General features: G+C 61.6%; 16 protein-coding genes. 14 read left to right on the top strand and 2 right to left on the bottom strand.

The genetic code is table 11. The features are described from left to right. The first annotated feature begins 14 nt into the window (after positions 1 to 14). From PHU01S_RS17085 to PHU01S_RS17045, 9 genes are all read left to right on the top strand, one after another. Positions 15 to 2213 carry a stalk domain-containing protein gene (locus tag PHU01S_RS17085; protein ID WP_127508740.1) on the top strand — a complete coding sequence of 733 codons (2199 nt, stop codon included), beginning with the start codon at positions 15 to 17 and terminating at the stop codon, positions 2211 to 2213. 199 nt (positions 2214 to 2412) lie between these two features. Continuing rightward, complete coding sequence (gene argC / locus PHU01S_RS17080; protein WP_049869744.1) at positions 2413 to 3462, top strand: N-acetyl-gamma-glutamyl-phosphate reductase; 1050 nt, start codon at positions 2413 to 2415, stop codon at positions 3460 to 3462. A 42-nt stretch (positions 3463 to 3504) separates the two neighbouring features. After that, positions 3505 to 4746 (top strand): bifunctional glutamate N-acetyltransferase/amino-acid acetyltransferase ArgJ, encoded by a 1242-nt coding sequence (gene argJ / locus PHU01S_RS17075; protein ID WP_049868344.1) that lies wholly within the window; start codon positions 3505 to 3507, stop codon positions 4744 to 4746. A 96-nt stretch (positions 4747 to 4842) separates the two neighbouring features. Beyond that, the gene (gene argB / locus PHU01S_RS17070) at positions 4843 to 5628 is read left to right on the top strand and encodes an acetylglutamate kinase (RefSeq protein WP_049868343.1); all 786 of its coding nucleotides are present in this window, start codon (positions 4843 to 4845) and stop codon (positions 5626 to 5628) included. Between the two features lie 980 nt (positions 5629 to 6608). Next, positions 6609 to 7796: an acetylornithine transaminase gene (gene argD / locus PHU01S_RS17065; RefSeq protein WP_127508737.1), complete on the top strand. Its 1188-nt coding sequence runs from the start codon at positions 6609 to 6611 to the stop codon at positions 7794 to 7796. A gap of 99 nt (positions 7797 to 7895) precedes the next feature. Then, positions 7896 to 8870: an ornithine carbamoyltransferase gene (gene argF, locus PHU01S_RS17060; RefSeq protein WP_048745187.1), complete on the top strand. Its 975-nt coding sequence runs from the start codon at positions 7896 to 7898 to the stop codon at positions 8868 to 8870. An 87-nt stretch (positions 8871 to 8957) separates the two neighbouring features. Then, the gene (locus tag PHU01S_RS17055; RefSeq protein ID WP_048745188.1) at positions 8958 to 10196 is read left to right on the top strand and encodes an argininosuccinate synthase; all 1239 of its coding nucleotides are present in this window, start codon (positions 8958 to 8960) and stop codon (positions 10194 to 10196) included. Between the two features lie 226 nt (positions 10197 to 10422). Continuing rightward, entirely contained in the window at positions 10423 to 11838 is a 1416-nt protein-coding gene (argH, locus tag PHU01S_RS17050; RefSeq protein WP_049868342.1) for an argininosuccinate lyase, read from the top strand. A gap of 324 nt (positions 11839 to 12162) precedes the next feature. Further along, on the top strand, positions 12163 to 12957 hold the full coding sequence (locus PHU01S_RS17045; protein WP_246029263.1) for a TraX family protein: 795 nt from the start codon (positions 12163 to 12165) through the stop codon (positions 12955 to 12957). A gap of 301 nt (positions 12958 to 13258) precedes the next feature. Here PHU01S_RS17045 and PHU01S_RS17040 read toward each other — a convergent pair whose 3' ends face one another. Continuing rightward, positions 13259 to 15682 carry a bifunctional diguanylate cyclase/phosphodiesterase gene (locus PHU01S_RS17040; protein WP_021881073.1) on the bottom strand — a complete coding sequence of 808 codons (2424 nt, stop codon included), beginning with the start codon at positions 15680 to 15682 and terminating at the stop codon, positions 13259 to 13261. Positions 15683 to 15975: 293 nt separating this feature from the next. Between PHU01S_RS17040 and PHU01S_RS17035 the strand changes: the two genes are divergently transcribed. After that, entirely contained in the window at positions 15976 to 16980 is a 1005-nt protein-coding gene (locus PHU01S_RS17035) for an EAL domain-containing protein (protein ID WP_127508734.1), read from the top strand. Positions 16981 to 17164: 184 nt separating this feature from the next. Here the strand turns inward: PHU01S_RS17035 and PHU01S_RS17030 are convergent, their stop codons facing one another. Next, positions 17165 to 18913, bottom strand: a complete 1749-nt coding sequence (locus tag PHU01S_RS17030; protein WP_049868341.1) for a VanW family protein — start codon at positions 18911 to 18913, stop codon at positions 17165 to 17167. 141 nt (positions 18914 to 19054) lie between these two features. Between PHU01S_RS17030 and PHU01S_RS17025 the strand changes: the two genes are divergently transcribed. From PHU01S_RS17025 to PHU01S_RS17010, 4 genes are all read left to right on the top strand, one after another. Beyond that, positions 19055 to 19699 carry a response regulator transcription factor gene (locus PHU01S_RS17025; protein WP_127508731.1) on the top strand — a complete coding sequence of 215 codons (645 nt, stop codon included), beginning with the start codon at positions 19055 to 19057 and terminating at the stop codon, positions 19697 to 19699. Between the two features lie 19 nt (positions 19700 to 19718). Then, complete coding sequence (locus PHU01S_RS17020) at positions 19719 to 20828, top strand: sensor histidine kinase (RefSeq protein WP_218032467.1); 1110 nt, start codon at positions 19719 to 19721, stop codon at positions 20826 to 20828. Between the two features lie 161 nt (positions 20829 to 20989). After that, complete coding sequence (locus PHU01S_RS17015) at positions 20990 to 21928, top strand: ABC transporter ATP-binding protein (protein ID WP_127508725.1); 939 nt, start codon at positions 20990 to 20992, stop codon at positions 21926 to 21928. Between the two features lie 11 nt (positions 21929 to 21939). After that, positions 21940 to 23064: an ABC transporter permease gene (locus PHU01S_RS17010; protein ID WP_127508722.1), complete on the top strand. Its 1125-nt coding sequence runs from the start codon at positions 21940 to 21942 to the stop codon at positions 23062 to 23064.

Below are 23064 nucleotides of genomic sequence, written 5' to 3'. Positions count from 1 at the left end.
AAGGAGTTGTGGATTTGAAAGGGAAAATGATGTTCTTGGCCTTTGCGCTGGCCGCGTCCGTACCGGTTCCGGCCGAGACGCCTGCGGCATCCGCAGCATATGCAGCAGCATCAGGAGCTGCGTCCGAGCTCGGCATAACGGCCGACGGATCGAGGGCGTCGGAGGCAGCGCCGCCGACCGCTCCTTCAGGCGAAGGAGCGTCGGCAAGCGCGGCGCCGGATCCGGCCGCTGCCGCCGAGTTATCGCCGGGAGCGGCGTTGCCGAGCCCATCCTCGGATGCTTCCCCGCCAAGCGAGTCTCCAACGAGCAACGCCTCGCCAAGCATGCCCGTCCCGCCATCCGGCGATCTGCTGCTGTACATGAACAGCGCCCGCATGGAGCAGGGAAGCAAGGCCTACACGGCAGCCAGGCCGCTCGCCGTCAAAGCCGGAGTCTCCTATGGAAGCCTGCGCTCGCTGGCGGAACGTCTCGGCTTCAGCGTCGCGTACGTCCCCGCCAAGAAGGAGACCGTCGTCCGCAAGGCGGGGCTGGAGGCCCGTTTCACGAACAAGAGCAAGTATTATACGGCCAGCGGCATCCGGACGCTGATGAAAGGGGCGGCTTATACGGACAAAGGCGTCTTCATGGTGCCGCTCACCTCGATCACAGCCGCGCTGCAAATTCCTTACACGGTCGATCAGCGCTCGCATACAATTACACTCAAGCAGGCTGCCGAACCGGCGGCATCGTTTACCGTTCAAGCTGGCGACATTATCGCCGGCGAAACCCGGGTTCAATACAAGGCGCGAGCCTCTTCCCCGTCCAATCTCCAGATCGTGCAGGAAAAATGGGAAGGACGCCAGGAGGTGTTCGCAGAGCCGGGCATTTATCCCGTCACCTATCAGGTTCAGGATACCGCGGGGAGATGGAGCAAGCCCTATACCCTTTCCATAACCGTAACAAGCCCCAACATTCCTCCTGTGGCGATGTTCAGCACCGACAAGAAGGAGTACCGCATGGGAGAGCCGGTCGTCATTGCCGACGAAAGCACCGATGAAGAAAATGCCATCACGGACCGCCAGTGGACGGGGAAGCAGGCGGCTTACTTCCGGCCCGGCCCAGTGACAGTGTCGCTGACGGTGACCGACAAGCATGGAGCTGCCGCCGCATTTTCGCAGGAAATCCTGATTACGGACGAAACGCTGTATGCCGAGGATGAGTTCAACCGCCTGTTCACGCCCGTCGGCTCCAATTTTCCCATCGACGGAACGTCCGTGAAGAACATGGAGCTGCTGCCTTTTACATACGATACCGAGCCCTATACGCTCTTCCGCTCTACCGGTCCGGAATCCATCCGGGAGGAAGGGGTACTGTACCAGGACGTCATCGACGGCCCCGCAAGGATTCTGCTTCACCACAAAAACACAACGGGACCCAAGCTGAAAATCTACATGCTCGCAAGCAATCCGAACCCTCGGCCGGCAACGCTCTTCATCGAAAGCTCCGGAATGGCAGGTCCGACTCCTTACGGCGAAATAGCGGGCCAGATGTCGCTGCAGCGCTACTTCGCTTCGATCGCATCCGGCTCTGCCGCGCGGGAGCTGGTGCTGGCTCCGGGCGAAACGCGCCTCCTGTTCCAGGAGATAGGCCAGAACGCCCTCAGCCAGGGCGATATCGTCACGTTCCAGGGAGAAGTGGCCAGCGACAGCGCCGTCAAGTACACCTCTCTGGTCGTCAAAGCGGATCGGGATCCTCTGACCGCTCTACCCAGCCTGCCGTTTCTGGATCCGAACCAGTCGATCGTCAGAGGGACCTTTGCAGATTCCACCCGGATATTCGATTATGCGCCTGTCGTGGGGACGACCCCTGCCAGGATCTATCTGAGCGACAATAATGCCGATCCCTTCCAGACCGGCTATGACGGCATCAAAGGGACGCCGGCGACGAACTCCGGCAATTACGGAGTGCTGTACAAGATCGTTCTGGAGCGCGTGGCTCCCCATACGCTGCTGACCTTCAATCCGCGCGGAGGCCTGTTCCGCGGCTCGGCGCTGGTCAACGGCTCGGTCGTCACGTTCTCCCATCTGGGAGCGGCCTCTGCAACCGATCAGAACAGCGTTCTCTACCGGACGGGAGCAGGCGAGGAATCCGTAGAGATCCGGATCTCTCCAGCCGCCGGAAGCAATCTTCCGTTCTGCCTGCTGCTGTCGCCGCTGCCGTCCGTAAGGAGCTGAACCTTCAAGCCGAGAAGACGCGGAATCTATCCGCGTCTTTTTCTGCTCTCTTGAAGGAAGGCGGAAGCCGGTTCTAGAAGGAAAGGAGTGTCATATTTCCGGTTGTATTATTATTAATATAAACGTATAATGATTCAGGTATAAGAGGCCTGCGGCGGCCTCTCTCAGGAATCAGGGCGAGGAAGGGAAGTGCTGGATGATGGGGACAAAAACAAGAGCTGCCATTGTAGGCTCAACCGGCTACGGAGGCGTTGAGCTGATCCGGCTGCTTCAGGCGCATCCGTATGCGGAGGTCAGTTCGGTCATTTCCTCTTCCAGCGCCGGAACGCCGATTGCGGACGGGTACCCGCATTTGTCGGATATTTTCCCGGGGGTTCTGGATGGCGTAGACCCCAAAGAGATCAAGAGCAAGGCGGATGTCGTCTTCCTGGCCGCTCCGGCCGGAGTGGCGAGCCGGATGGCGCCCCAGCTGCTGGAGGAAGGACTGAAGGTCATCGACCTGTCGGGCGACTTCCGCCTGCCTCAGCCGGATGTATATGAGCATTGGTACGGCAAGCCGGCCGCCGATCCGGCCTACCTGGAGAAGGCGGTATTCGGCCTCTCGGAGATTTACGGAGAGCAGGTTCGCGGGGCGGAGCTGCTTTCCAATCCGGGCTGCTATCCGACGGCGACGCTGCTGGGCGCGGTGCCGGCCATCAAGGCGGGCTGGATCGATCCGTCCTCGCTGATCGTCGACGCCAAGAGCGGCGTATCCGGCGCGGGCAGGGGGGCGAGCCTAGGCACCCATTATTCGGAGCTGAACGAGAACTTCAAGGCCTACAAGGTCAACAAGCATCAGCATATCCCGGAAATCGAGCGCGTCCTGTCCGATGCGGCAGGCAGGGATATCGTCGCCACCTTCACGACCCATCTCGTTCCGATGACGCGGGGCATCATGGCGACGATGTACGCTTCGCTGGCGGAAGATCGGACCGAGCAGGAATTCATCGAGCTGTATCGGCAGTTCTATGAGGGCCGCCCTTTCGTGCGCATTCGGCCGGAAGGCGTCTTGCCGGCGACGAAGGAAGTCTCCGGCTCGAACTACTGCGACATCGGCTTTGCCGTTGACCGTCGCACAGGACGTGTGACGATCGTGTCGGTCATCGACAATCTCGTCAAAGGCGCAGCCGGCCAAGCAATCCAGAACCTCAACCTGATGATGGGCTGGGAAGAGAATGCCGGCCTGCAGTTCATCCCGATGTATCCTTAATTCCCTGGCGGAACCCCACTAGAAGGAGATGCGATTTACGCGATGACACAAGAGACAGCAGGCAAGCCGTTCACGATCGTCCAGGACGGCTCCGTTACGACACCGGCAGGCTTTCGGGCGGGCGGGCTTCACTGCGGACTGAAAAAGACGAGCCGCAACGATCTGGGAGCCATCGTATGCGAGGTTCCTGCGGCGGCTGCGGCGGTGTATACGACCAACAAGGTGCAGGCGGCCCCGATCAAGGTGACCCGGGAAAGCCTGGCGGCGGGAGGAAGGCTGCGCGCGCTGCTCGTGAACAGCGGCAACGCCAATGCCTGCACGGGCAAGCAGGGCGAGGCCGACGCGTACGAGATGCGCTCCGCCTTCGCGGCAGCGGCCGGGATTCCGGCCGAGCAGATCGCGGTAGCCTCTACCGGCGTCATCGGCGAGCTGCTCAAGATGGACCGCGTGCGCGAAGGCATCGGCCGCCTGCCGAAGCAGCTGGCGGGCGACGATCGGAGCGCGAATGAGTTCTGCCAGGCGATCCTCACGACCGATCTTGTGAAAAAATCGATCTGCGTCGCCGTCGAAGCGGGCGGAAGGACGATTCATGTGGCAGGCGCCGCCAAAGGCTCCGGCATGATCCATCCCAACATGGCCACGATGCTCGGCTTCGTCACGACGGACGCCAATATCGGCAGCGAGGCGCTCCAAAGCCTGTTGAGCTCCGCTACGGACCGCACCTTCAACATGATTACGGTGGACGGGGACACGAGCACCAACGACATGCTGGTCGCGATGGCGAGCGGGCTTGCCGGCGGCGAGGAGCTGACGCCGCTGCATCCGGATTGGAACTCGTTCGGCGATGCGCTGCGATATGTATGCGAGGTGCTGGCCAAGGCGATCGCCCGCGACGGCGAAGGCGCCACCAAGCTCGTCGAGGTCCGCGTCAGCGGAGCGCAGAGCGACCGGTCGGCGGCTGCCATCGCGAAGACGATCGTCGGCTCTTCGCTCGTAAAGTCGGCCGTCTTCGGCGCCGACGCCAACTGGGGCCGCATCATCGCGGCCGCAGGCCGGGCCGGCGAGCCGCTCGATCCGGACAGCGTCGATATTTCGCTCGGACCGATATTGACGCTCAAGGAATCCCGGCCGGTCGCCTTCGATGAAGAAGCGGCGCTGGAATACCTGAAGGGCGACACGGTGGAAATCATCGTCGATCTCCATATCGGCGGCGGCGCTGCCGTAGCCTGGGGCTGCGACCTGACCTATGACTACGTAAGGATCAATGCGGCTTACCGCACTTAACAGCAGAAACCGTCAACAGGCGAAAATATAAGCGGCATGAAGCTTCAACCGGCTTGAGCATAAGCGGCATGAAGCGGATGAAGGAGCATGAGGCAGATGGAACAGCGGTTTGTGATGAAATGCGGGGGAAGCACGCTTGCGGCTCTTCCCGCCGCGTTCTTCGAAGATCTCCGGCGCCTGCAGGAGCAGGGCGTGAAGCCGGTCATCGTGCATGGCGGCGGCCCCGCCATCTCCGGGACGCTGGAGAAGCTCGGCATCGAGACCGAGTTCGTCGACGGGCTCAGGCGGACGACGGAGGAAGTGCTCGACGTCGTCGAGATGGTGCTCTCGGGAACGATCAACAAGGAGATCGTCAGGCGCATCCAAGGCGCGGGAGCGCGGGCGCTCGGGCTCTCCGGCGTCGACGGCATGCTCATCCAGGCCAGGCCTGTCGGCAATGCCGGCAAGGTCGGCCATGTCGGCGAAGTGACGGACGTCAACGCGGAAATCATTGAAGGCGTGATGGGAATGGGCTATATCCCGGTCATCGCGCCGGTCGGCATCGATGCGGCCGGACAGCGCTACAACATCAATGCCGATACGGCGGCAGGAGCCGTCGCTTCCCATCTGGGCGTAGAACGGATGATCGTTGTGACCGACGTGCCGGGCATCATGCGCACCGTGGACGGAGCCAAGACGGTCCTGCCTCGCGTGAGCGCGGCGGAGATCGAGGAGATGATCGCCACCGGAGAAATCTACGGCGGCATGATTCCGAAGGTTCGCGCGGCTCTCGCCTGCCTGCACGGCAATGTCCGCGAGGTCGCCATTGTCAGCGGCACCGAGCCGGACATTCTCAGCCGGGCCGTCCTGGAGGGCGGCGTCGGCACGGTGATTGCAGGCTGAAGCAGGGAGCAGGGAGCAGACTGCGAAAACGGAGGGCTCTTCCTATGGAGCAGACTGCGAAAACGGAGGGCTCTTCCGATCGCTGTTGAAGACGGGAGCAGACTCCGAAAACGGAGGGCTCTTCCGATCGCTGTTGAAGCCCGGATTCCTTGAACTTACCCCATGAATGGGGGAATCCGGTCTTCAAATGCGAACGCTCCGCTTCTACAGAGCCCCTCCGTCTTTCTTCGTCCTCCTGATGGAGGAAGTTCTGCCTCCTGAAGGCAGGCTCCTCCTCCCTTCAGCAGAGAGGAATTCCGCTTTGCGTAGCATGCCTGGAGCGGCAGCATAAGGCTGATCCGGAGCAATGCATCCGGGGCGGCCCTGGGGTTGAAGCCCGGAGCGGAGCATCCGGGGCGGCCCTTGGGGTTGAAGCCCGGAGCGAAGCATCCGGGAGGGCACCTTGGGGTGGAGCCCGGAGCGAAGCATCCGGGAGGGCACCTTGGGGTGGAGCCCGGAGCGGAGCATCCGGGGTGGCCCTTGGAGTTGAAGCCCGGAGCGGAGCATCCGGGGCGGCCCTGGGGGTAAAGCCCGGAGTGGAGCATCCGGAAGGGCACTTTGGTTGAAGCCCGGAGCGGAGCATCCGGGATGGCCCTTGGGGTTGAAGCCCGGAGCGGAGCACCCGGATTGGCCCTTGGGGTTGAATCCCAGAGCGGAGCGGCCGGAATGGCCCTGGAGAAATGACAATGGTCGCCTTTGCCGCCGGATTTCAACCATTGAATCCATCTATTCAGGAAATCTGGCGGCAACAGCGATCGGAAGAGCCATCTGGCGGCGAAGCGATTCTAGGATTCAACGTACTAAGAGCCATCTGGCGGCGAAGCGATTCTAGGATTCAACGCACCAAGAGCCGTCCGGCGGCGGAGCGACTCTAGGATTTCAACGCACCAATAGCCATCCGGCTGCGAGTCCATATAACGATAGGGAGAGGTGGATCTGCAATGAGCAACAGCGCACTGTTTCCAACCTACGCAAGATATCCGATCGCGCTCGTCAAAGGCGAGGGAAGCTGGCTATGGGACGATACCGGCAAGAAATATCTCGATTTCATGAGCGGCCTCGCCGTCACGAACCTCGGCCACGCGCCGAAAGTGATCAAGGACGCGCTCGTGAAGCAGCTCGATGAAGTCTGGCATGTATCGAATCTGTTCCATATTCCGGGGCAGGAAGCGGCAGCGGAGCTGCTCGTGCAGCATACATGCGCGGATGCGGTCTTCTTCTGCAACTCCGGAGCGGAGGCGAACGAAGGCGCGATCAAGCTGGCCCGCCGGTACTTCCAGAAGATCAAGGGAGAGCACCGGTACGAGATCATCACCTTCTCCCAGTCCTTCCATGGACGGACGCTCGCAACGCTGACCGCAACGGGCCAGGACAAGGTCAAGGAGGGCTATCTGCCGCTGCCGGAAGGCTTCGTCACCGTGCCGATGGACGATCTCGACGCGCTCAAGGCTGCCGTGAGCGAGCGGACCGCCGCGATCATGCTGGAGCTTGTCCAGGCCGAGGGCGGCGTCCTGCCTGTCCGGGCGGAGTTCCTGCACGACATCGTCAAGCTGTGCAAGGATAACGGCATTCTGCTGATTGTCGACGAGGTGCAGACCGGCATGGGACGCACGGGCAAGCTGTTCGCCCATGAGCATTACGGCGTGCAGCCGGATATTTTCACCTCGGCAAAAGGGCTCGGAAGCGGCTTTCCGGTAGGCGCCGTCCTGGCGAAGGAATTCCTCCGCGAAGCGTTCACACCGGGCTCCCACGCGACGACCTTCGGGGGAACGCCGATCGCTTCCGCCGTCGTCAAGGCGACGGTCGAGGAAATCGCCGGCAACCGGGTGTATGACCGCGCGGCAGGCGCGGCCAGCTACCTGACCGGCCAGCTGCGCGAGAAGCTCGCCGGCAATCCTTGGGTGACGCAGATCCGCGGGCTCGGCCTGCTGATCGGCATCGAATGCGCAGGTCCGGTCGCCGACGTGATCGCGACGATCCACGAGCGCGGACTGCTGGTCGTGCCCGCCGGCCCGACCGTCATCCGCCTGCTGCCGAATCTGCTCGTCTCCAATGACGAGATCGATCAGGCTGTCGGCATCATCGCCGCCGTCCTCAAGGAGAAGACGGTCACGGCATCCCAGAACTAAACATCCCAAACCTAATTGGGGTGTAGGTTCCCGATCTCCACGAATCCAAGCGCCGCCGGACGACCGGCGGCGAGCATAGAAAGAGCAGGTGTTCCATTAATGCAGCAACCTCTTATTTTGGCCGGAGCCCGCAGCGAGGAGCTGGCGGCAGGCCTCAAAGGGCGCGATTTTCTCGCGCTGGCGGACTACACGCCGGAGGAGCTCCGCTACCTCATCGAGCTGGCGATCGAGTTGAAGCGCGTCCAGAAATCCGGAGAGGCCTATCACCCGCTCAAGGGCAAAACCCTCGGCATGATTTTTGAAAAGGCGTCCACCCGGACGCGGGTCAGCTTTGAAGTCGGCATGTACCAGCTCGGCGGACAGGCGCTGTTCCTCAGCGGCAACGATCTGCAGATCGGACGCGGCGAGCCGATCTCGGACACGGCGCAGGTGCTGTCCCGTTATCTGGACGGCATCATGATCCGCACGTTCGCCCACCGCACCGTCATCGAGCTGGCGCGCGCTTCCACCGTCCCGGTCATCAACGGCCTGACGGATTCCGAGCACCCTTGCCAGGTCATGGCCGATTACCAGACCGTCCTCGAGCACAAAGGCAAGCTGGAAGGGCTCAAGGTGGCCTATATCGGCGACGGCAACAATATGGCGCATTCGCTGCTCATGGGCGCAGCCAAACTCGGCCTGCACATGAGCGTGGCGACTCCGGAAGGATACGAGCCGGATGCCGCTATCGTGAAGCAGACGCAAGCCGTCGCTTCCGGCACCGGGTCTGTGATCCACGTCTGCCGCGATCCGCGCGAAGCGATCGAGGGAGCGGACATCGTCTACACCGACGTGTGGGCGAGCATGGGTCAGGAGGCCGAGCAGGCGGAGCGCGAGCGGGCATTTGCCGGTTATCAGGTCAACGAGGACCTGACGAAGCATGCCAAGGCCGATTACCTGTTCATGCACTGCCTGCCCGCTCACCGCGGCGAGGAAGTGAGCGAGGGCGTCATCGACGGCAAACACTCCATCGTATTCGACGAGGCGGAGAACCGCCTGCACGCGCAGAAAGCGATTATGGCCGCTCTCATGTAGAGGCGGCTCCGACGAAATCGAACGATCGGGGCCTGCCCGAGGGCAAGGGGCTACCGGACGGGACAAGGAAAGGAAGATAAAAGCGATATGGCAAAGGAAAAGATCGTGCTCGCCTATTCAGGCGGCCTGGATACATCCGTCATCCTGAAGTGGCTCAAGGAAACGTATGACGCGGAAATCATCGCCTTTACGGCCGACATCGGCCAGAAGGAAGAACTCGACGGACTGGAGGAAAAGGCTCTGGCGACGGGAGCTTCCAAGGTCTATATCGACGACCTGCAGGACGAGTTCGCCAAGGACTTCATCTATCCGATGTTCCAGTCCGGAGCTCTCTACGAGGGGCAGTACCTGCTCGGAACGTCCATCGCGCGGCCGCTGATCGCCAAGCGAATGGTCGACATCGCCCGCGCCGAAGGTGCGACCGCGATCGCCCACGGCGCAACGGGAAAAGGCAATGACCAGGTGCGCTTCGAGCTGACGGCCGCCGCGCTGGCGCCGGACATCAAGGTCATCGCGCCTTGGCGCAGCGAGGAATTCCGGGCGCAGTTCCCGGGACGCGCCGAGATGATCGCTTACGCCGAGAAGCATGGCATTCCGGTTCAGGCATCAGCCGCGAAGCCTTATTCCATGGACCGCAATCTGCTGCATATCAGCTTCGAGAGCGGCATGCTGGAGGATCCTTGGTTCGATCCGAGCTCGGAGGAGAACGAGGGCATGTACGTGCTCAGCGTGTCTCCGGAGCGCGCGCCGGACAAGGCCGAATACGTGGAGCTGACGTTCGACCAGGGCAATTGCACTGCAATCAACGGCGAAGAGCTGAGCCCGCTGCAGGTGATGGACAAGCTCAACGAGCTGGGCGGCAAGCACGGCATCGGCCGTGTCGACATGGTCGAGAACCGGTTCGTCGGCATGAAGAGCCGCGGCGTATACGAGACTCCGGGAGGCACGATCCTGTTCAGCGCCCACCGCAAAATGGAGTCGCTGACGATGGACCGCGATGTCATGCATCTGCGCGACTCGCTTATCGCCAAGTACGCGACGCTCGTCTACAACGGCTTCTGGTTCGCGCCGGAGCGGCTTGCGCTGCAGGCGCTCGTCAAGGAAAGCCAAAAGAACGTCAGCGGAACCGTCCGCCTCAAGCTGTACAAAGGCAATGTCATCGGCGCCGGCGTCAAAAGCCCGGTCAGCCTGTACAACCCGGATATCGCCACGATGGAGGCCGATCCGTCGCAGGCTTACGACCAAGGCGACGCGACAGGCTTCATCCGCCTGAACGCGCTGCGTCTGAAGGTATCCTCCGGCGTGGAGCAGAGCCGCCAGGGCTGATCCGGCATTGCGGATCCGGTTCGGACAGACGGGGCCGCAAGCGATTTGCCGAACTGAAGGCGGATTGCCGAACTGAAGGCGGTTTGATGAATCAAAAGTCTGATCGCAGCCGATCAAGGTGCCTGAGCCTTTGCGAGGCGGGCGATGAATCCAAAAAAAGCATAAGGGCTTGCTGCGCCGGTCCGGCGCGCAAGCCCGTTGTCATATCCGAAGGGGGAGCAGGGCGATGAGCAAACTGTGGGGCGGAAGGTTTACGAAGCAGACCGACCAGCTGGTCGAGGAATACACGGCGTCGATTACGTTCGACAAGGAATTGGCGGAGGAGGACGTGCGCGGCAGCCTGGCGCATGTGTCAATGCTCGGGAAGCAGGGCATCCTGCCTTCCGGGGACGTCGAGACGATCAAGGGCGGGCTGAGCCGCGTGCTGGAGCGCATCCGCAAGGGCGAGCTGGAGTACAGCGTCTCCGACGAAGATATCCATATGAACATTGAAAAAGCGCTGATCGAGGATATCGGCCCCGTCGGGGGCAAGCTGCATACCGGCCGCAGCCGCAACGACCAGGTGGCGACGGACATGCATCTGTACCTGCGCCGGCGCGTCGTCGAGTTCGTCGGCCTGCTGCGCAGCCTGCAGGAAGCGCTTATCGGCCAGGCCAAGGAGAACCTGGACACGATCTTGCCCGGCTACACGCATCTGCAGCGCGCCCAGCCGATTCTGTTCGCCCACCATCTCATGGCCTACGTCAGCATGTTCGGGCGCGACGCCGAGCGGCTGCAGGACAGCTACAAGCGCATCGACACGCTGCCGCTCGGAGCCGGCGCGCTGGCGGGAACGACGTTCCCGATCGACCGCCATTACGTCGCGGAGCAGCTCGGCTTCGGCCGCGTATACGAGAACAGCCTGGACGCGGTCAGCGACCGCGATTTCATCCTGGAGTTCCTCTCCCATGCCTCCATGATCATGATGCATCTGTCCCGCCTGTCGGAGGAGCTGATCCTCTGGTCGAGCACGGAGTTCCGGTTCGTGGAGCTGGACGATGCCTTCTGCACGGGCAGCAGCATCATGCCGCAGAAGAAAAATCCGGACGTGCCGGAGCTTGTGCGGGGCAAGACGGGCCGCGTGTACGGCAACCTTACGGGCCTTCTGACGGTGCTGAAGTCGCTGCCGCTCGCCTACAACAAGGATATGCAGGAGGACAAGGAAGGCATGTTCGACACCGTCAAGACGCTCTCCGGCGCGCTGCGCCTGTTCGCTCCGATGATCGCGACGATGAAGGTGAACGGCGGGCAGATGCGCGAGGCCGTCAACAAGGACTTCTCCAACGCGACCGATATCGCCGATTTCCTTGTCGGCAAAGGACTGCCTTTCCGCCAAGCGCATGAGGTGATCGGCAAGACGGTGCTGTACTGCATCGAGAACGGCAAATTCCTGCTGGACCTTACGCTGGATGAATTCAAGGGGTTCTCGGAGCTGTTCGACGAGCGCATCTACGAGGTGCTGCAGCCGGAGACGGTCGTCAATGCGCGCAACGTCTACGGCGGCACGGCCCGTCCGCAGGTCGAAGCCGCCATCGGGCGTGCGGAAGCCGCGCTCGCGGAGACGGCAGGCTGGGTAGAGGCGTATTCCGCCAAGCAGAACTAGCAGGCAGCATGCCTGCGCGGCTCCGCAAGCGATGCCTTGCGATTGAGCGAAAGGAAGAGGGCTCTGTCCGCCATGCGCGGACGGGGCTTTTTGCCGCTTCAGGACAAACCATCGTCCGGCTAGGGGTAGAGAAGAGAGCGCACGGCAGGCTCGGCGGAGGACAGGGAGAAAGCAAGGATAGGAAAGGGCGGGGATAGAGAGGACTATAGATGGAGGTATTTGGGGTGAAATAGAGGGGGAAAGAGGGGGGCGGCAAGGGAAGGATCGGATAGAGAGGATAGAAAAGGAGAGGGGAAGAGTTCCGGTGCAGCGGCAGGGTGGATTTTGGGGATTGAATTCTTTATCATCTATACCAAAGGCAGGCTTTGTCCGTACCGTACTCACGCCCCGTTCGAGAAAGAGGTGACGTTCATGCAGCTGCTGGCCATATTTTCGATGCTCATCGACCATATCGGTATCATTTTTTTTCCCGACTCCACAGCCTGGCGCATCGTCGGGCGGATCGCATTTCCCATTTACGCCTATGGAATCGCCGTCGGCTGCCTGATGACCCGCTCCCGAAAACGGTACATCGGCAGGCTCGCGCTGCTCGCGGCCATCGCGCAGGTTCCTTACATGCTTGCGTTCGGTACGAACCATTACAACGTCATCTTTACTCTGCTCGCCGCGGCGCTTGTCATCTTCGCTCTCGACGGCCTGCTTGAGTGGAGCGCACGCCCCGACAGCCATTCCGACGCCGAACGCAGCGGCTCAAGCAAAGGCCGGCGCATTGCCGGGGGGACTGCCGCGGCCTTGCTGGTGGCAGCGGCCTGCATCCTCATGCAGGAGCTTCCTTTCGACTACAATGCCTACGGCTTGCTGCTGATCCTGATCTTCCGGTATGCAGGCCGGAAGAGGATGGTGATGCTCCATCTGCTGTTGAACGCAGCGATCATCGCCGCATACGGATCATCGTGGGCGCTTCAGCTGTTCAGCGTCGCCCCGACGCTGCTGCTCGCCTATGGAGAAGATCTGCGGAATGGGCTCGACAAGCTGAAAGTTCCGCGCTGGCTGTGGAGATCGTTCTATCCCGCCCATCTGGCCGCTCTGGCGGTATTGGACTTCATGCTTCGCGGCTGAGCTTTCGAGCGCCTAAAGGGCATCCGGGCGCCAAAGGGCTCTGGAGCACTAAAAAGCTCCGGAGCAAAGCGAAGTGAAGCAGGTTCGACCACGAATCCGTTGAGCGCTCTTTTTTCACGGAAAATGGGGGGCTTTGAAGTCTGCGGCTGGATGCAGCCGGTATGGTTCAAGCAAAAAAGAGCGCCTGGCGTCGACGGACGCAGGTGCTCTTTTTGTTGGGGATCAGGCATACTCCGTTTTCCGTCCTTGCCGCAGGACAATTGCATCCCTATTGATGCGGGCTCGCTCCTGCTCCCTTGCATTAGGCGCTGAGCGTATTCAGCAAGCCGGTCAGCTCTTCGGCCGGAATCGGCTGGCTGAAAAAATACCCTTGGGCTTCATGGCATTGGCGCTGCAGCAAATACTGCAGCTGCTCGTCGGTCTCCACGCCTTCGGCGATGACCTTGAGCCCGAGGTTGTGGGCCATATTGATGATCGTATGGACGAGCGCTTCGTCCTTGGCATCCTGGAGGAGGTTGCGCGTGAAGGAGCGATCGATCTTGAGGCTGTCGATCGGGAACAGCTTCAGGTAGCTCAGCGAGGAATAGCCGGTGCCGAAGTCGTCGATCGACAGGCAGATGCCCATCGCCTTGAGCCTATGCATGATGGAGATCGCTTTCTGCGAGTTCTGGACGATGCTTTCGGTCAGCTCGAGCTCAAGGTATTGCGGATCCAGGCCGGTCGCCTCCAGCGTCGAGCTGACCATTTCGGCAAAATCGTTCTGCTGGAATTGGCGGGAGGAGATGTTGACGGCGATCCGAATCGGCTCGTAGCCCTCGTCCTGCCAGGCTTTGTTCTGGCGGCACGATTCCTGCAGCACCCATTCCCCAATGGGGATGATGAGGCCTGTTTCCTCGGCCAGCGGAATGAAGTCGGCCGGCGAAATAAGGCCCCACTGCGGATGCTGCCAGCGGACGAGCGCCTCGAGACCGACGATCATGCCGGACATGATATCGACCTGAGGCTGATAGTGGACCTTGAACTCGCCTCTCTGGAGACCTTTGCGCAGGCCGTGCTCCAGCTTCATCCTGCGGGTGACCGCTTCGTTCATTTCGGGCGTGTAGAACTGGAAGTGGTTCTTGCCCTGCTCCTTGACGCGGTACATGGCCGTATCGGCGTTCTGGATGAGCGTCTCCTGCGTCTGGCCGTCGCCGGGGTACACGCTGATTCCGATGGAAGGAGTGACGAACATTTCGTTCCCGGAGATCAGGATCGGCTTGGCGAAGCTTTTGACGATGAGGAGGGCTTTGCGGCTGATCTCGTCCGAGGTCGTGCCCGGCAGCAGGATGATGAATTCGTCGCCTCCCAGGCGCGATACGGTGTCGCCGCTGTCGATGCAGTCCCGCAGCCGCTTCGATACCTGGATGAGCAGCAGATCGCCCGTGGAGTGGCCGAGCGTGTCGTTGACATACTTGAACCGGTCCAGGTCGATGAACAGGATGCCGACCTGCTGGGCGGTCTCCTTGGCGAATTCAAGCGATTGCTTGAGCCGGTCTCCGAGCAGCAGGCGATTGGGCAATCCGGTGAGAGCGTCTAGATACACCATCTGATTGATTTTCTGTTCGGCTTTTTTTCGCTCGGTGATGTCCCGGATAATGCTGCTGAAGTACTTCTCTCCGTCTTCGGTCCATGATGCCAGGGACATTTCGATCGGGAACTCCACTCCGTCCTTGCCCAGCCCGGACAGCTCCAGGACGCTTCCGGACCCGTCGGGAGCAAGCGGGGAAGCATAGGGCTCGATCTCCTTGCGGTGCTCGTCGCGCAGGCGGTCCGGAATGATCATCTCCAGCGGCTTGCCGGCCGCCTCGGCTTCGGAGTAGCCGAAGATGCGCTGGGCTCCCTTGTTCCAGGACTGGATGATCGTCCGGCTGTCGGCGAGGATGATGGCGTCGCTGGCCGATTCGATGACGGATTTGAATTTGCGTTCGGACTCCAACGACTGGGATTCGAAGCGCCGGTTCAAATAGGTGCTGATGAAGACGAGGCCCAGGATGACGAGCATGCCGATGAAAATCGCATAGGCGAGCAGCGTGTTGTCCAGCGAGGAGTCGTGGCCGGCTGGGGCTCCGCCTATATGGTGGAAGGAAGCGGCAGCCATGCCCGTATAGTGCATGCCGGCGACAGCCAGGCCCATCAAGACCGCTCCGGCGGACTTGAATTTCCAGACGCCGGAAGTGCCGGAGCGCTGCTTGATGGCGAAGATCAGATGGAGGGCGGCGAGGGAAGCCAGGACGGCGATGGCGCATGATGCCGCTACCAGAGGGGTGTTGTAGGTCACATGCGCCTCTACGACTAAGGCCTTCATGCCGGTATAATGCATGGAAACGATTCCGGCGCCCATCAGCACGGCGCCCGAGCATGAGCGCAGCATAGGAAGAGACGAGCCGCTGACGGTGAGCAAGGCAAGGCCGGAGGCGAATATCGCCGGTACGATGGATACCAGGACCAGCATCGGATGGTAGGTGACCCGGACGGGCAGATGCATGGCCAGCATGGCGACGAAATGCATCGACCAGATGCCGAGCCCCATCGCGACGGCTCCGGAGAGGGTCCAGATGTAGCGCGTGCGCTTTCTGGCCTTGTCGATCAATATGGCAAGATCAAGAACCGTGAACGATGAAATCACGGCGATCAGGATGGATAGGGCAGCAAGCGGCATGTTATAGGAGCTGTGAAGGATAGGCATCGGCGGTTAATCTCCTTAGACAATCGGCGGACGGCGGCAAGCCGGTTTCCTTTTTTGTATATAACGGCAAAATGCACATGGTTGGTAAGCTTTTTTGTAGGAAGGGAAAAAAATTCTTCGGTGTTTCAACAATGAGAGAAACGGGTATAGAAAAAGTTGCCATTCTCTTTTCGGTTCTATTTGGAAAAAGACTATGCTTATCGAAATGAAAATCATTGGGGTGGACTGGCCTCTTGGCCGAGGCTGGATTATAGGATTAGGAGCGGGTAAGGGTGGAATGCTCAAGCTGCAGGATGGAACCATTGGGAATCGAGCTTCGCTGCGGAGGCGAGGAAAGTCTGCTCGCGGTCCGCGAAGCGGCGGATCAACTGCGCAATCAAGGAAAGGACGCGGTTTTCGAGGACAATATACTGAGGATATCGGAAGCGGATTTGCCGGGCATGCTTGATTTTTGCCGGGACCATGCCGATACGGAGGCGATCGCCTTCCGCATTGCTGCCGGGGGAGGGTGGAGATCGCTGGCCGAAGCCGGCTCGATCGCCGGCACGAAGTGGGTCGACGACCTGATCCGCGAAGAGCGGATCAGCTGCCATATCCAGCCGATCGTCAACGGGAACGGGGAGCTGTACGCCTATGAGTTCCTGGCGAGATTCATCCGGGAGGACGGAACCTTGATCTACCCGGGCGAAATGTTCCAGGCGGCCCGGGAGCGGGGGCGCCTGTACGCGCTGGACAAGGCTTGCCGCATGGCTGCGGTCAGACATGCGGCTCCTTTGAAGACCAGGGCCTTCATCAATTTTGTCCCGACGGCCATCTATGCTCCCGAATATTGCCTTCGGACGACCGTGAATCTCGCCGCGAAGCTTGGAGCGGATCCTTCCTTGCTCGTCTTCGAGGTGGTCGAGACGGACAAGGTCGAGGATACGGAGCATTTGAAGCGGATTATGGCCTACTACCGCGAGCGGGGATTCCGGTGCGCGCTGGACGATACGGGGGCGGGATACAGCACCGAAGAGCTGCTGGCGGAGCTGAGTCCCCATTACATGAAGCTGGACATGCAGCATGTGCAGGGCGTCGCGCGGGACGCGGACAAGCAGCGCTCCGCGCTGTCCTTTCTGGAAGCGGCCTTGCGGGTCGGAGCGGTCCCGCTTGCGGAAGGAATCGAGCAGCAGGAGGATTTCGATTGGCTGAAGCTGCAGGGCTATCAGCTGTTCCAGGGCTACCTGTTCGGCAGGCCGGCTCCGGTGGACCGATATTATCCCGGCCGCAGCGATGCTGCTGCTGCGGTCATCGCTTGAAGACGCGGGAATTCGGCCCTCGCAGCAGCCATCGGCTGAAGAAGCCATATTCAGACCCCATAACGGCAAAGTTTGAAAGCGGCGGAGATCGGAGCTTGCATCGGCCCAGCCCCCTGCCATGAAATGAAAACGGTACAGCCTTGTCCGCCGTCATTGCTGATGGCGGGGAGCATGGCTTCGGCTGCTACCGCAGCAGCCGGATGCCGTCCTCCAGCAAGCCCGCCGACGAGCCTTCAGGGCCCGTGCCGCCCATGGCCGGACCGGAGTCCGCGCCGCCGGGGGAGGGCGACGCCGCACGGCCCGGCTGCTGCCCGATGCCGACGATTTCCGGCTGGGCTTTGTACGTATCCCGCGAAATGCGGAGGCGCGACGTTTCTTTGCCTTTTACATAACGGATCCGGTACGTATCGACGACATAACCTTTTTTGCCCGGAGTCAAAACCTGGCTCTCGCCGGGAGCGAGCAGCGAGGTCGGCTTCAGCTGAACGGCCGGGGAGAGGGAGCGGACGGTCTCGGTGCGGATCTCATAGTTGACGTCGGGCGGGAGCGTGCCGTACAGCTTCACCGTCAGCTTCCCGTCGCCCGAGCTGGTCTGGATGAGAATATGCTTGCCGGTGGAATTACGGAAGCGGAAGTTGATGACGCCGTCGGCAAAGGTGGCGTCCCGCCCCAGAGGGAGATAGGAGACGGGAAGCGAATGGTTGCGCCGCTCCACGATGTCGAGGCCGGCCAGCAGCACGGCGTTGTAGAGCGTGCTGGACACTTGGCAGATGCCGCCCCCGATGCCGGGGGTGAGCTGGCCATTCAAGATGACGGGCGCTTCCCGGTAGCCGGTCTCGCGCTCCGTGATCCGGATGACCTCTCCATAATCAAAGACGTCGCCCGGCTTCATGAGCCATCCGTTCAACGTGCGGGCCGTCTCCGAGACGTTGAACGCCCTTCCCTGGGAGCTGGCGCTGTAGTCGGTGGTGAAGCTGGCGATCAGCCGGTCGATTCCTTCCTCCCGCAGCGACGCGAGCGTGACCTTGGGGAGCACGGCTTTCATTTGAAGCCTCCCCTCCAGAACGGGGCTGACGCCCAGCTGCTTCAGCAGCGCTTTGCCTTTGAGCCCTTTCAGGGAACGAGCCGAGGGCAGAAGCTCATTCTGAGGCTCTGAGGCGGCAATCCGGCCAAGCGCCGCCCAAGCACGGACCTGGCTGAACTGCCGGTCCAGGTCCAGATGGAGGACGCTCCGGCCCGGCGTGTACACGACGCGATCGTCCGCGCCAATCGTCCGCACCGCGTCGATGGGCTGCCGCTCGTCGTAGAAGCCCCATTTCCGGCGCAGCGCGGCATCGAACGCCGCGCGGCGCGACTCGAGCTTCGCCGGCAGCCGCTTGTCCCATTGCCAGCGGTATTTGGCCCGGCTCCATGCGGAGCCTGTGGCCAGCCGGCGGACCGAAGCCTCCGCTTCGTCCAGCCGGAGCCGGAACCCGAGCGTCCGCAGCGTCCAGGAGGCGCTGCGGGAAGCTTCAGCTTCAAGGCCGCCGGAAGCATTGGCCGTCAGGCCGCCGGATGCGTTGGCCGCGAGGCTGCCGGACGCACTGGCCGTCAGGCTGCCGGACGTCTCGGCCGCCAGGCTGCCGCCGCTTTCATTCGGAATAAGTCTTGCCGCAAAGCCCCCGCCGCCCGAGGCCGGGGGCTTGTCCGCGTCGAACGAGGCGAGGCCTCCTCCGTCCTGCAGGATGACCGCGCGGCCATCCATCGCTTCTCCGTAAGCTTGCAGCAGCCGCAGCGCCTCCTGCCTCGGCAATCCTCCGAGAGGCAATCCTCCCGCCTCGGTGCCGGAGGGCACAGTTGTTTTGGAGCCGTATATCCATAGAGCTCCCCATGCGGCGCAAGCGGCGAGCAGCAGGGCAAGGAGAATGATCAGCATCAGATGCAGCCTTTTCACGGGCAGTCCTCCCATCAGGCATCGTTCGTCATGTATATGCCCGGCCCGGGGCAATTAGTCTCTTCTCGCCTTCCTTTTCATGGTAAACTACCACTTAAAGCCTGTGAAAACAGGCCCCGGACGCCATAGGGAGGAACACCGATGATCAAGGTGCTGATTGCCGACGACAATTCATTCATCAGGGAAGGAATGCGCATCATCCTCGCCAGCTTCGGCGAGTTCGACATCGTCGCCGCGGTCGAGGACGGCCTGCAGGCCGTCGACTACTGCAAGGCGAATGAGGTGGACGTGGCGCTGCTGGACGTGCGGATGCCGAACATGAACGGGGTCGAAGCCGCCCGGCTCATCTCGGAGGGGTCGCAGGCGAAGCCGCTCATTCTGACGACTTTCGACGATGACGCCTATATTCTCGATGCGGTGCGCAGCGGCGCCAAGGGCTATCTGCTCAAGAACAACGACCCGGAGCAGATCGCGGCTGCGATCCGCAGCGTCCATGGCGGCCACAGCGTGCTGCAGGACGCCGTGCTGGAGAAGCTGAGGGCCGGCCTGACCGCTCCCGCCGCCCCGGCGGCGCCGGCGCCGGCGATCGACCGCAGCCTGTTTACGGAACGGGAGCTGGAAGTCATGGCCCGGATCGCGAAGGGGCTGTCCAACAAGGAAATTTCCCGCGAGCTGTTCATCTCCGAGGGCACGATCGCCAACTACATCACTTCCATTTTGAACAAGACAGCCCTGGAGCATCGGACGCAGATCGCGATCTACTACCTCACGGGCAAGCTTTCCTAGCGCCATGCAGCTGTGGACGATGGGCAACAAGCTGCTTGCTCTGGCCTTCATCATGGCTTCAGCCTATTTCGCCGACGTGACCGCGGCGCATTCTTCGCTGCTCATGCTGCTCGCGCTTCTCTATATCGCGCTCAGCATGTCGGTCCGTCTGCTCGGCCCGATCAACGCCAAAACCGGCGCCATTGGCGCGGTTGTCCTGTTCCTGCTCGCCGCGAGCGCATACGGCAGCCCCTTGTTCGTGCTGCTGCTGCCTTTCAGCGCCTGCGAGCTGGCCTTTCTCCACGGAAGGCGGAGAGCCATGCTGCAGGCGGGATCGCTCCTGCCTCTGCTCTTTCTTCGGGATGGGCTGCTTGCCGGCTATATCTTCGTGGCCGTTGCGGCCTGGTTCCATTATCTGCTGTACTCGGCGCAGCTCATGAAGGCCATCGGCTTCGAGGAGGAGCTGGACCGGCTGCGCATGAAGCAGGAGCGGCTGGCCCGCCGCCTTAGCGACGGGCAGGAGCTGCAGCGGAGCTCCGAGTACACGCACAAGCTGGAGGAGCGCAACCGGCTGTCGCAGGAGATTCATGACGGCGTAGGCCACTCCATGACCGGCGCGCTCATCCAGATGGAGGCGGCGAAACGGCTTCTGGCGCGGGATCCGGAACGGGCGGGGCAGCTGCTGGACAATGCGATCGGCATCTCCAAGGGGGCTATCGAGGAGATCCGGCTGACGCTGCATCGCCTCAAGCCGCCGACGGAGCAGCTCGGAATGAGCCGGCTGCGGGAGAAGGTCGAGAGCTTCGGGATGAGCAGCGGCCTGCAGGCCGGCGTCAGCGGGAGCGGAGATCTGGAGTCCATCGGACCTCTTTATTGGAAGATCATCCAGGACAACGTGACGGAATCGCTCACCAATGTTCTCAAATACAGCGGAGCGACGGCCGTCCATGTCGAGGTGAGCGTGCTGAAGCGCTACATCAAGGCGGTCGTGACAGACAACGGGCGGGGCAAGGACAAGATCGTCAAGGGGCTTGGACTCAAGGGCATGGAGGAGAGGGCCGCTTCGGTCGGAGGCACCGTCGTCGCGGACGGCAGCCGCGGCTTCAGCGTCACGACGCTGCTGCCGTACGGGGACAAGCCTGCGCAATAATGAAGGGATGCATGAAGAATTTCATGGTTCCCCGGAAGGCTGCCCTCCGCATGAACATGAGAATTCTCATATCCAAAGGGTGAACTTATGCACTGACATAGGGGCACCCTTTTTTCTTATACTGAGAGCATCAAATGGATGAGGGAAACGGAGTGGGGATCATGAACGTGCTGGAAATTCAAGGCCTGACCAAAAAATTCGGAAATTTCGTCGCGGTGGACAATATGACTCTGAACGTGAAGGAGGGCGAAATCTTCGGCTTCCTCGGCTCCAACGGAGCGGGCAAGAGCACGACGATCAACATGATCTCCTCGCTGCTGCAGCCGAGCGCGGGAGAGATCCGCATCCTCGGCAAGGACAGCCGCAAGCATAGCCGCCACGCCAAGACGAACCTGGGCATCGTGCCGCAGGACCTGGCCATCTACGACGACATGACCGCCTACGAGAACGTGGCCTTCTTCGCCGGCCTCTACGGCCTGCGGGGCAAGCTGCTGAAGGAGCGGACCGAAGAAGCGCTCGAATTCGTCGGTCTCGGCGACCGCGCCAAGAGCCGCCCGTCCACCTTCTCCGGCGGCATGAAGCGCCGGCTGAACATCGCCTGCGCCATCGCGCACAAGCCGAGCCTGATCATTATGGACGAACCGACCGTCGGCATCGATCCCCAGTCCCGGAACTACATTCTGGAGTCGGTGAAGAAGCTCAACGAATCCGGCTGCACGGTCATCTATACGAGCCATTACATGGAGGAAGTCGAAGAAATCTGCTCCCGGGTCGCCATCGTCGATCACGGCAAGATCATCGCGGACGGCACCAAGGAGCAGCTGAAGGCGATCATCACCGATGTCAAGGATCTGTCGATCGAGCTGAAGCCGGGCTCGGCTTACAGCCTCCAGAGCATCGGCAAGATTCCCGGCGTGCGCGCGGTGAACGAGAAGGAAGGGCGTCTGAGCATTCAGAGCGACGCGGCCGTGGACAATCTGAACCGGATTCTGAAGTCGCTGATGGACGGCGGCGCCGAAGTGAAGGCATTGCAGGAAGAAGAGCCGAATCTCGAAACGGTCTTCCTGACGCTGACGGGCCGCAGCCTGCGGGACCAATAGGAGGTGTCGAGATGAATGTCATCCAAATCGCGTTCAAGGAAATGCTCCTGAGCTTCCGGAACCGGCGCACGCTGTTCTTCATGCTCGCCTTCCCGCTTGTGCTGATGCTGGTGCTTGGCACGGCCCTTGCCAATGCGTTCAGCACAACGGCCGCCATGGATACGGTCCGCGTGCTGGTGCAGGATCAGAGCAGCGGAGCCGCGCAGCAGGGATTTGCCGGTTTCCGGGCGGAGATGGAGAAATCCGGCTTTGCTTTTACGGACTTCAAGCCCGGCATGGACGGGGCGGCGGAAGTGGAGAAAAACAACTATGACGACTATGCCGTCGTCACGAATAGCGGCATCAAGCTGTACGGAAGCGACCGCAACGCCGTCGCGAGCAACATGACGCAAGGCATGCTGTCGGCCTATGCCGACCGCTACAATGCCGCAGCCGCCATCGGGGCGGCCGATCCGGCCAAGGCGGCCACAGCGTTCCAGCCGGCGCCTTCCGGCGGGTACGTGAAGGAGCTGTCGCTGGATCTGGACCGCATGCCGGGCTCGATGGATTACTACGCGGTCGCGCTCACCGTCATGATCGCCCTGTGGGGCGCGATGTCGGCGGCCAACCTCGTCAACAGCGAGATCAGGCAGGGCACGGCAGCGCGCCTGGTGGCCGCTCCCGTGCGCAAGGGAGAGATTTTTGCCGGCAAGGTGCTCGGCAATCTGGCGGTCAACATGCTCTGCGTGCTCGTCGTCATTACGTTCAGCAAGGTCGTCTACCATGCGTACTGGGGCGACAATCTGCCTCTCGTCCTGCTCGTCCTGCTCTCCGTCGTCGTGCTGTCGACCAGCCTGGGACTTGCGCTCAGCTATCTCCTGAAGTCGAGCGCATCGGGCGGTCTGATCTCCCTGGCGGTGCAGCTGGCCTCCTTCTTCGGCGGCGCGTACTTCCCGCTTGGAGTGGTCGAGAAGAACAGCCTGCTCGGCATCGCCGCCAGCCTGTCTCCGATCCGGTGGGCGAACATGGCCTTGAACAACATGATTTATCTCGGCGACAGCACCCAGGTCATTCAGACCATCGGTCTCAACGCCGGCCTTGCCGCGCTGCTGCTGGCAGCCTCGGCCTATATGATGAGCAAGCGGGAGGGATTGTAA

Origin of the sequence: Paenibacillus humicus NBRC 102415, from assembly GCF_004000905.1 — a bacterium.
GTDB classification, from domain to species: Bacteria; Bacillota; Bacilli; order Paenibacillales; family Paenibacillaceae; genus Paenibacillus_O; species Paenibacillus_O humicus.
This window is presented reverse-complemented; position numbering and strand designations above follow the sequence as displayed.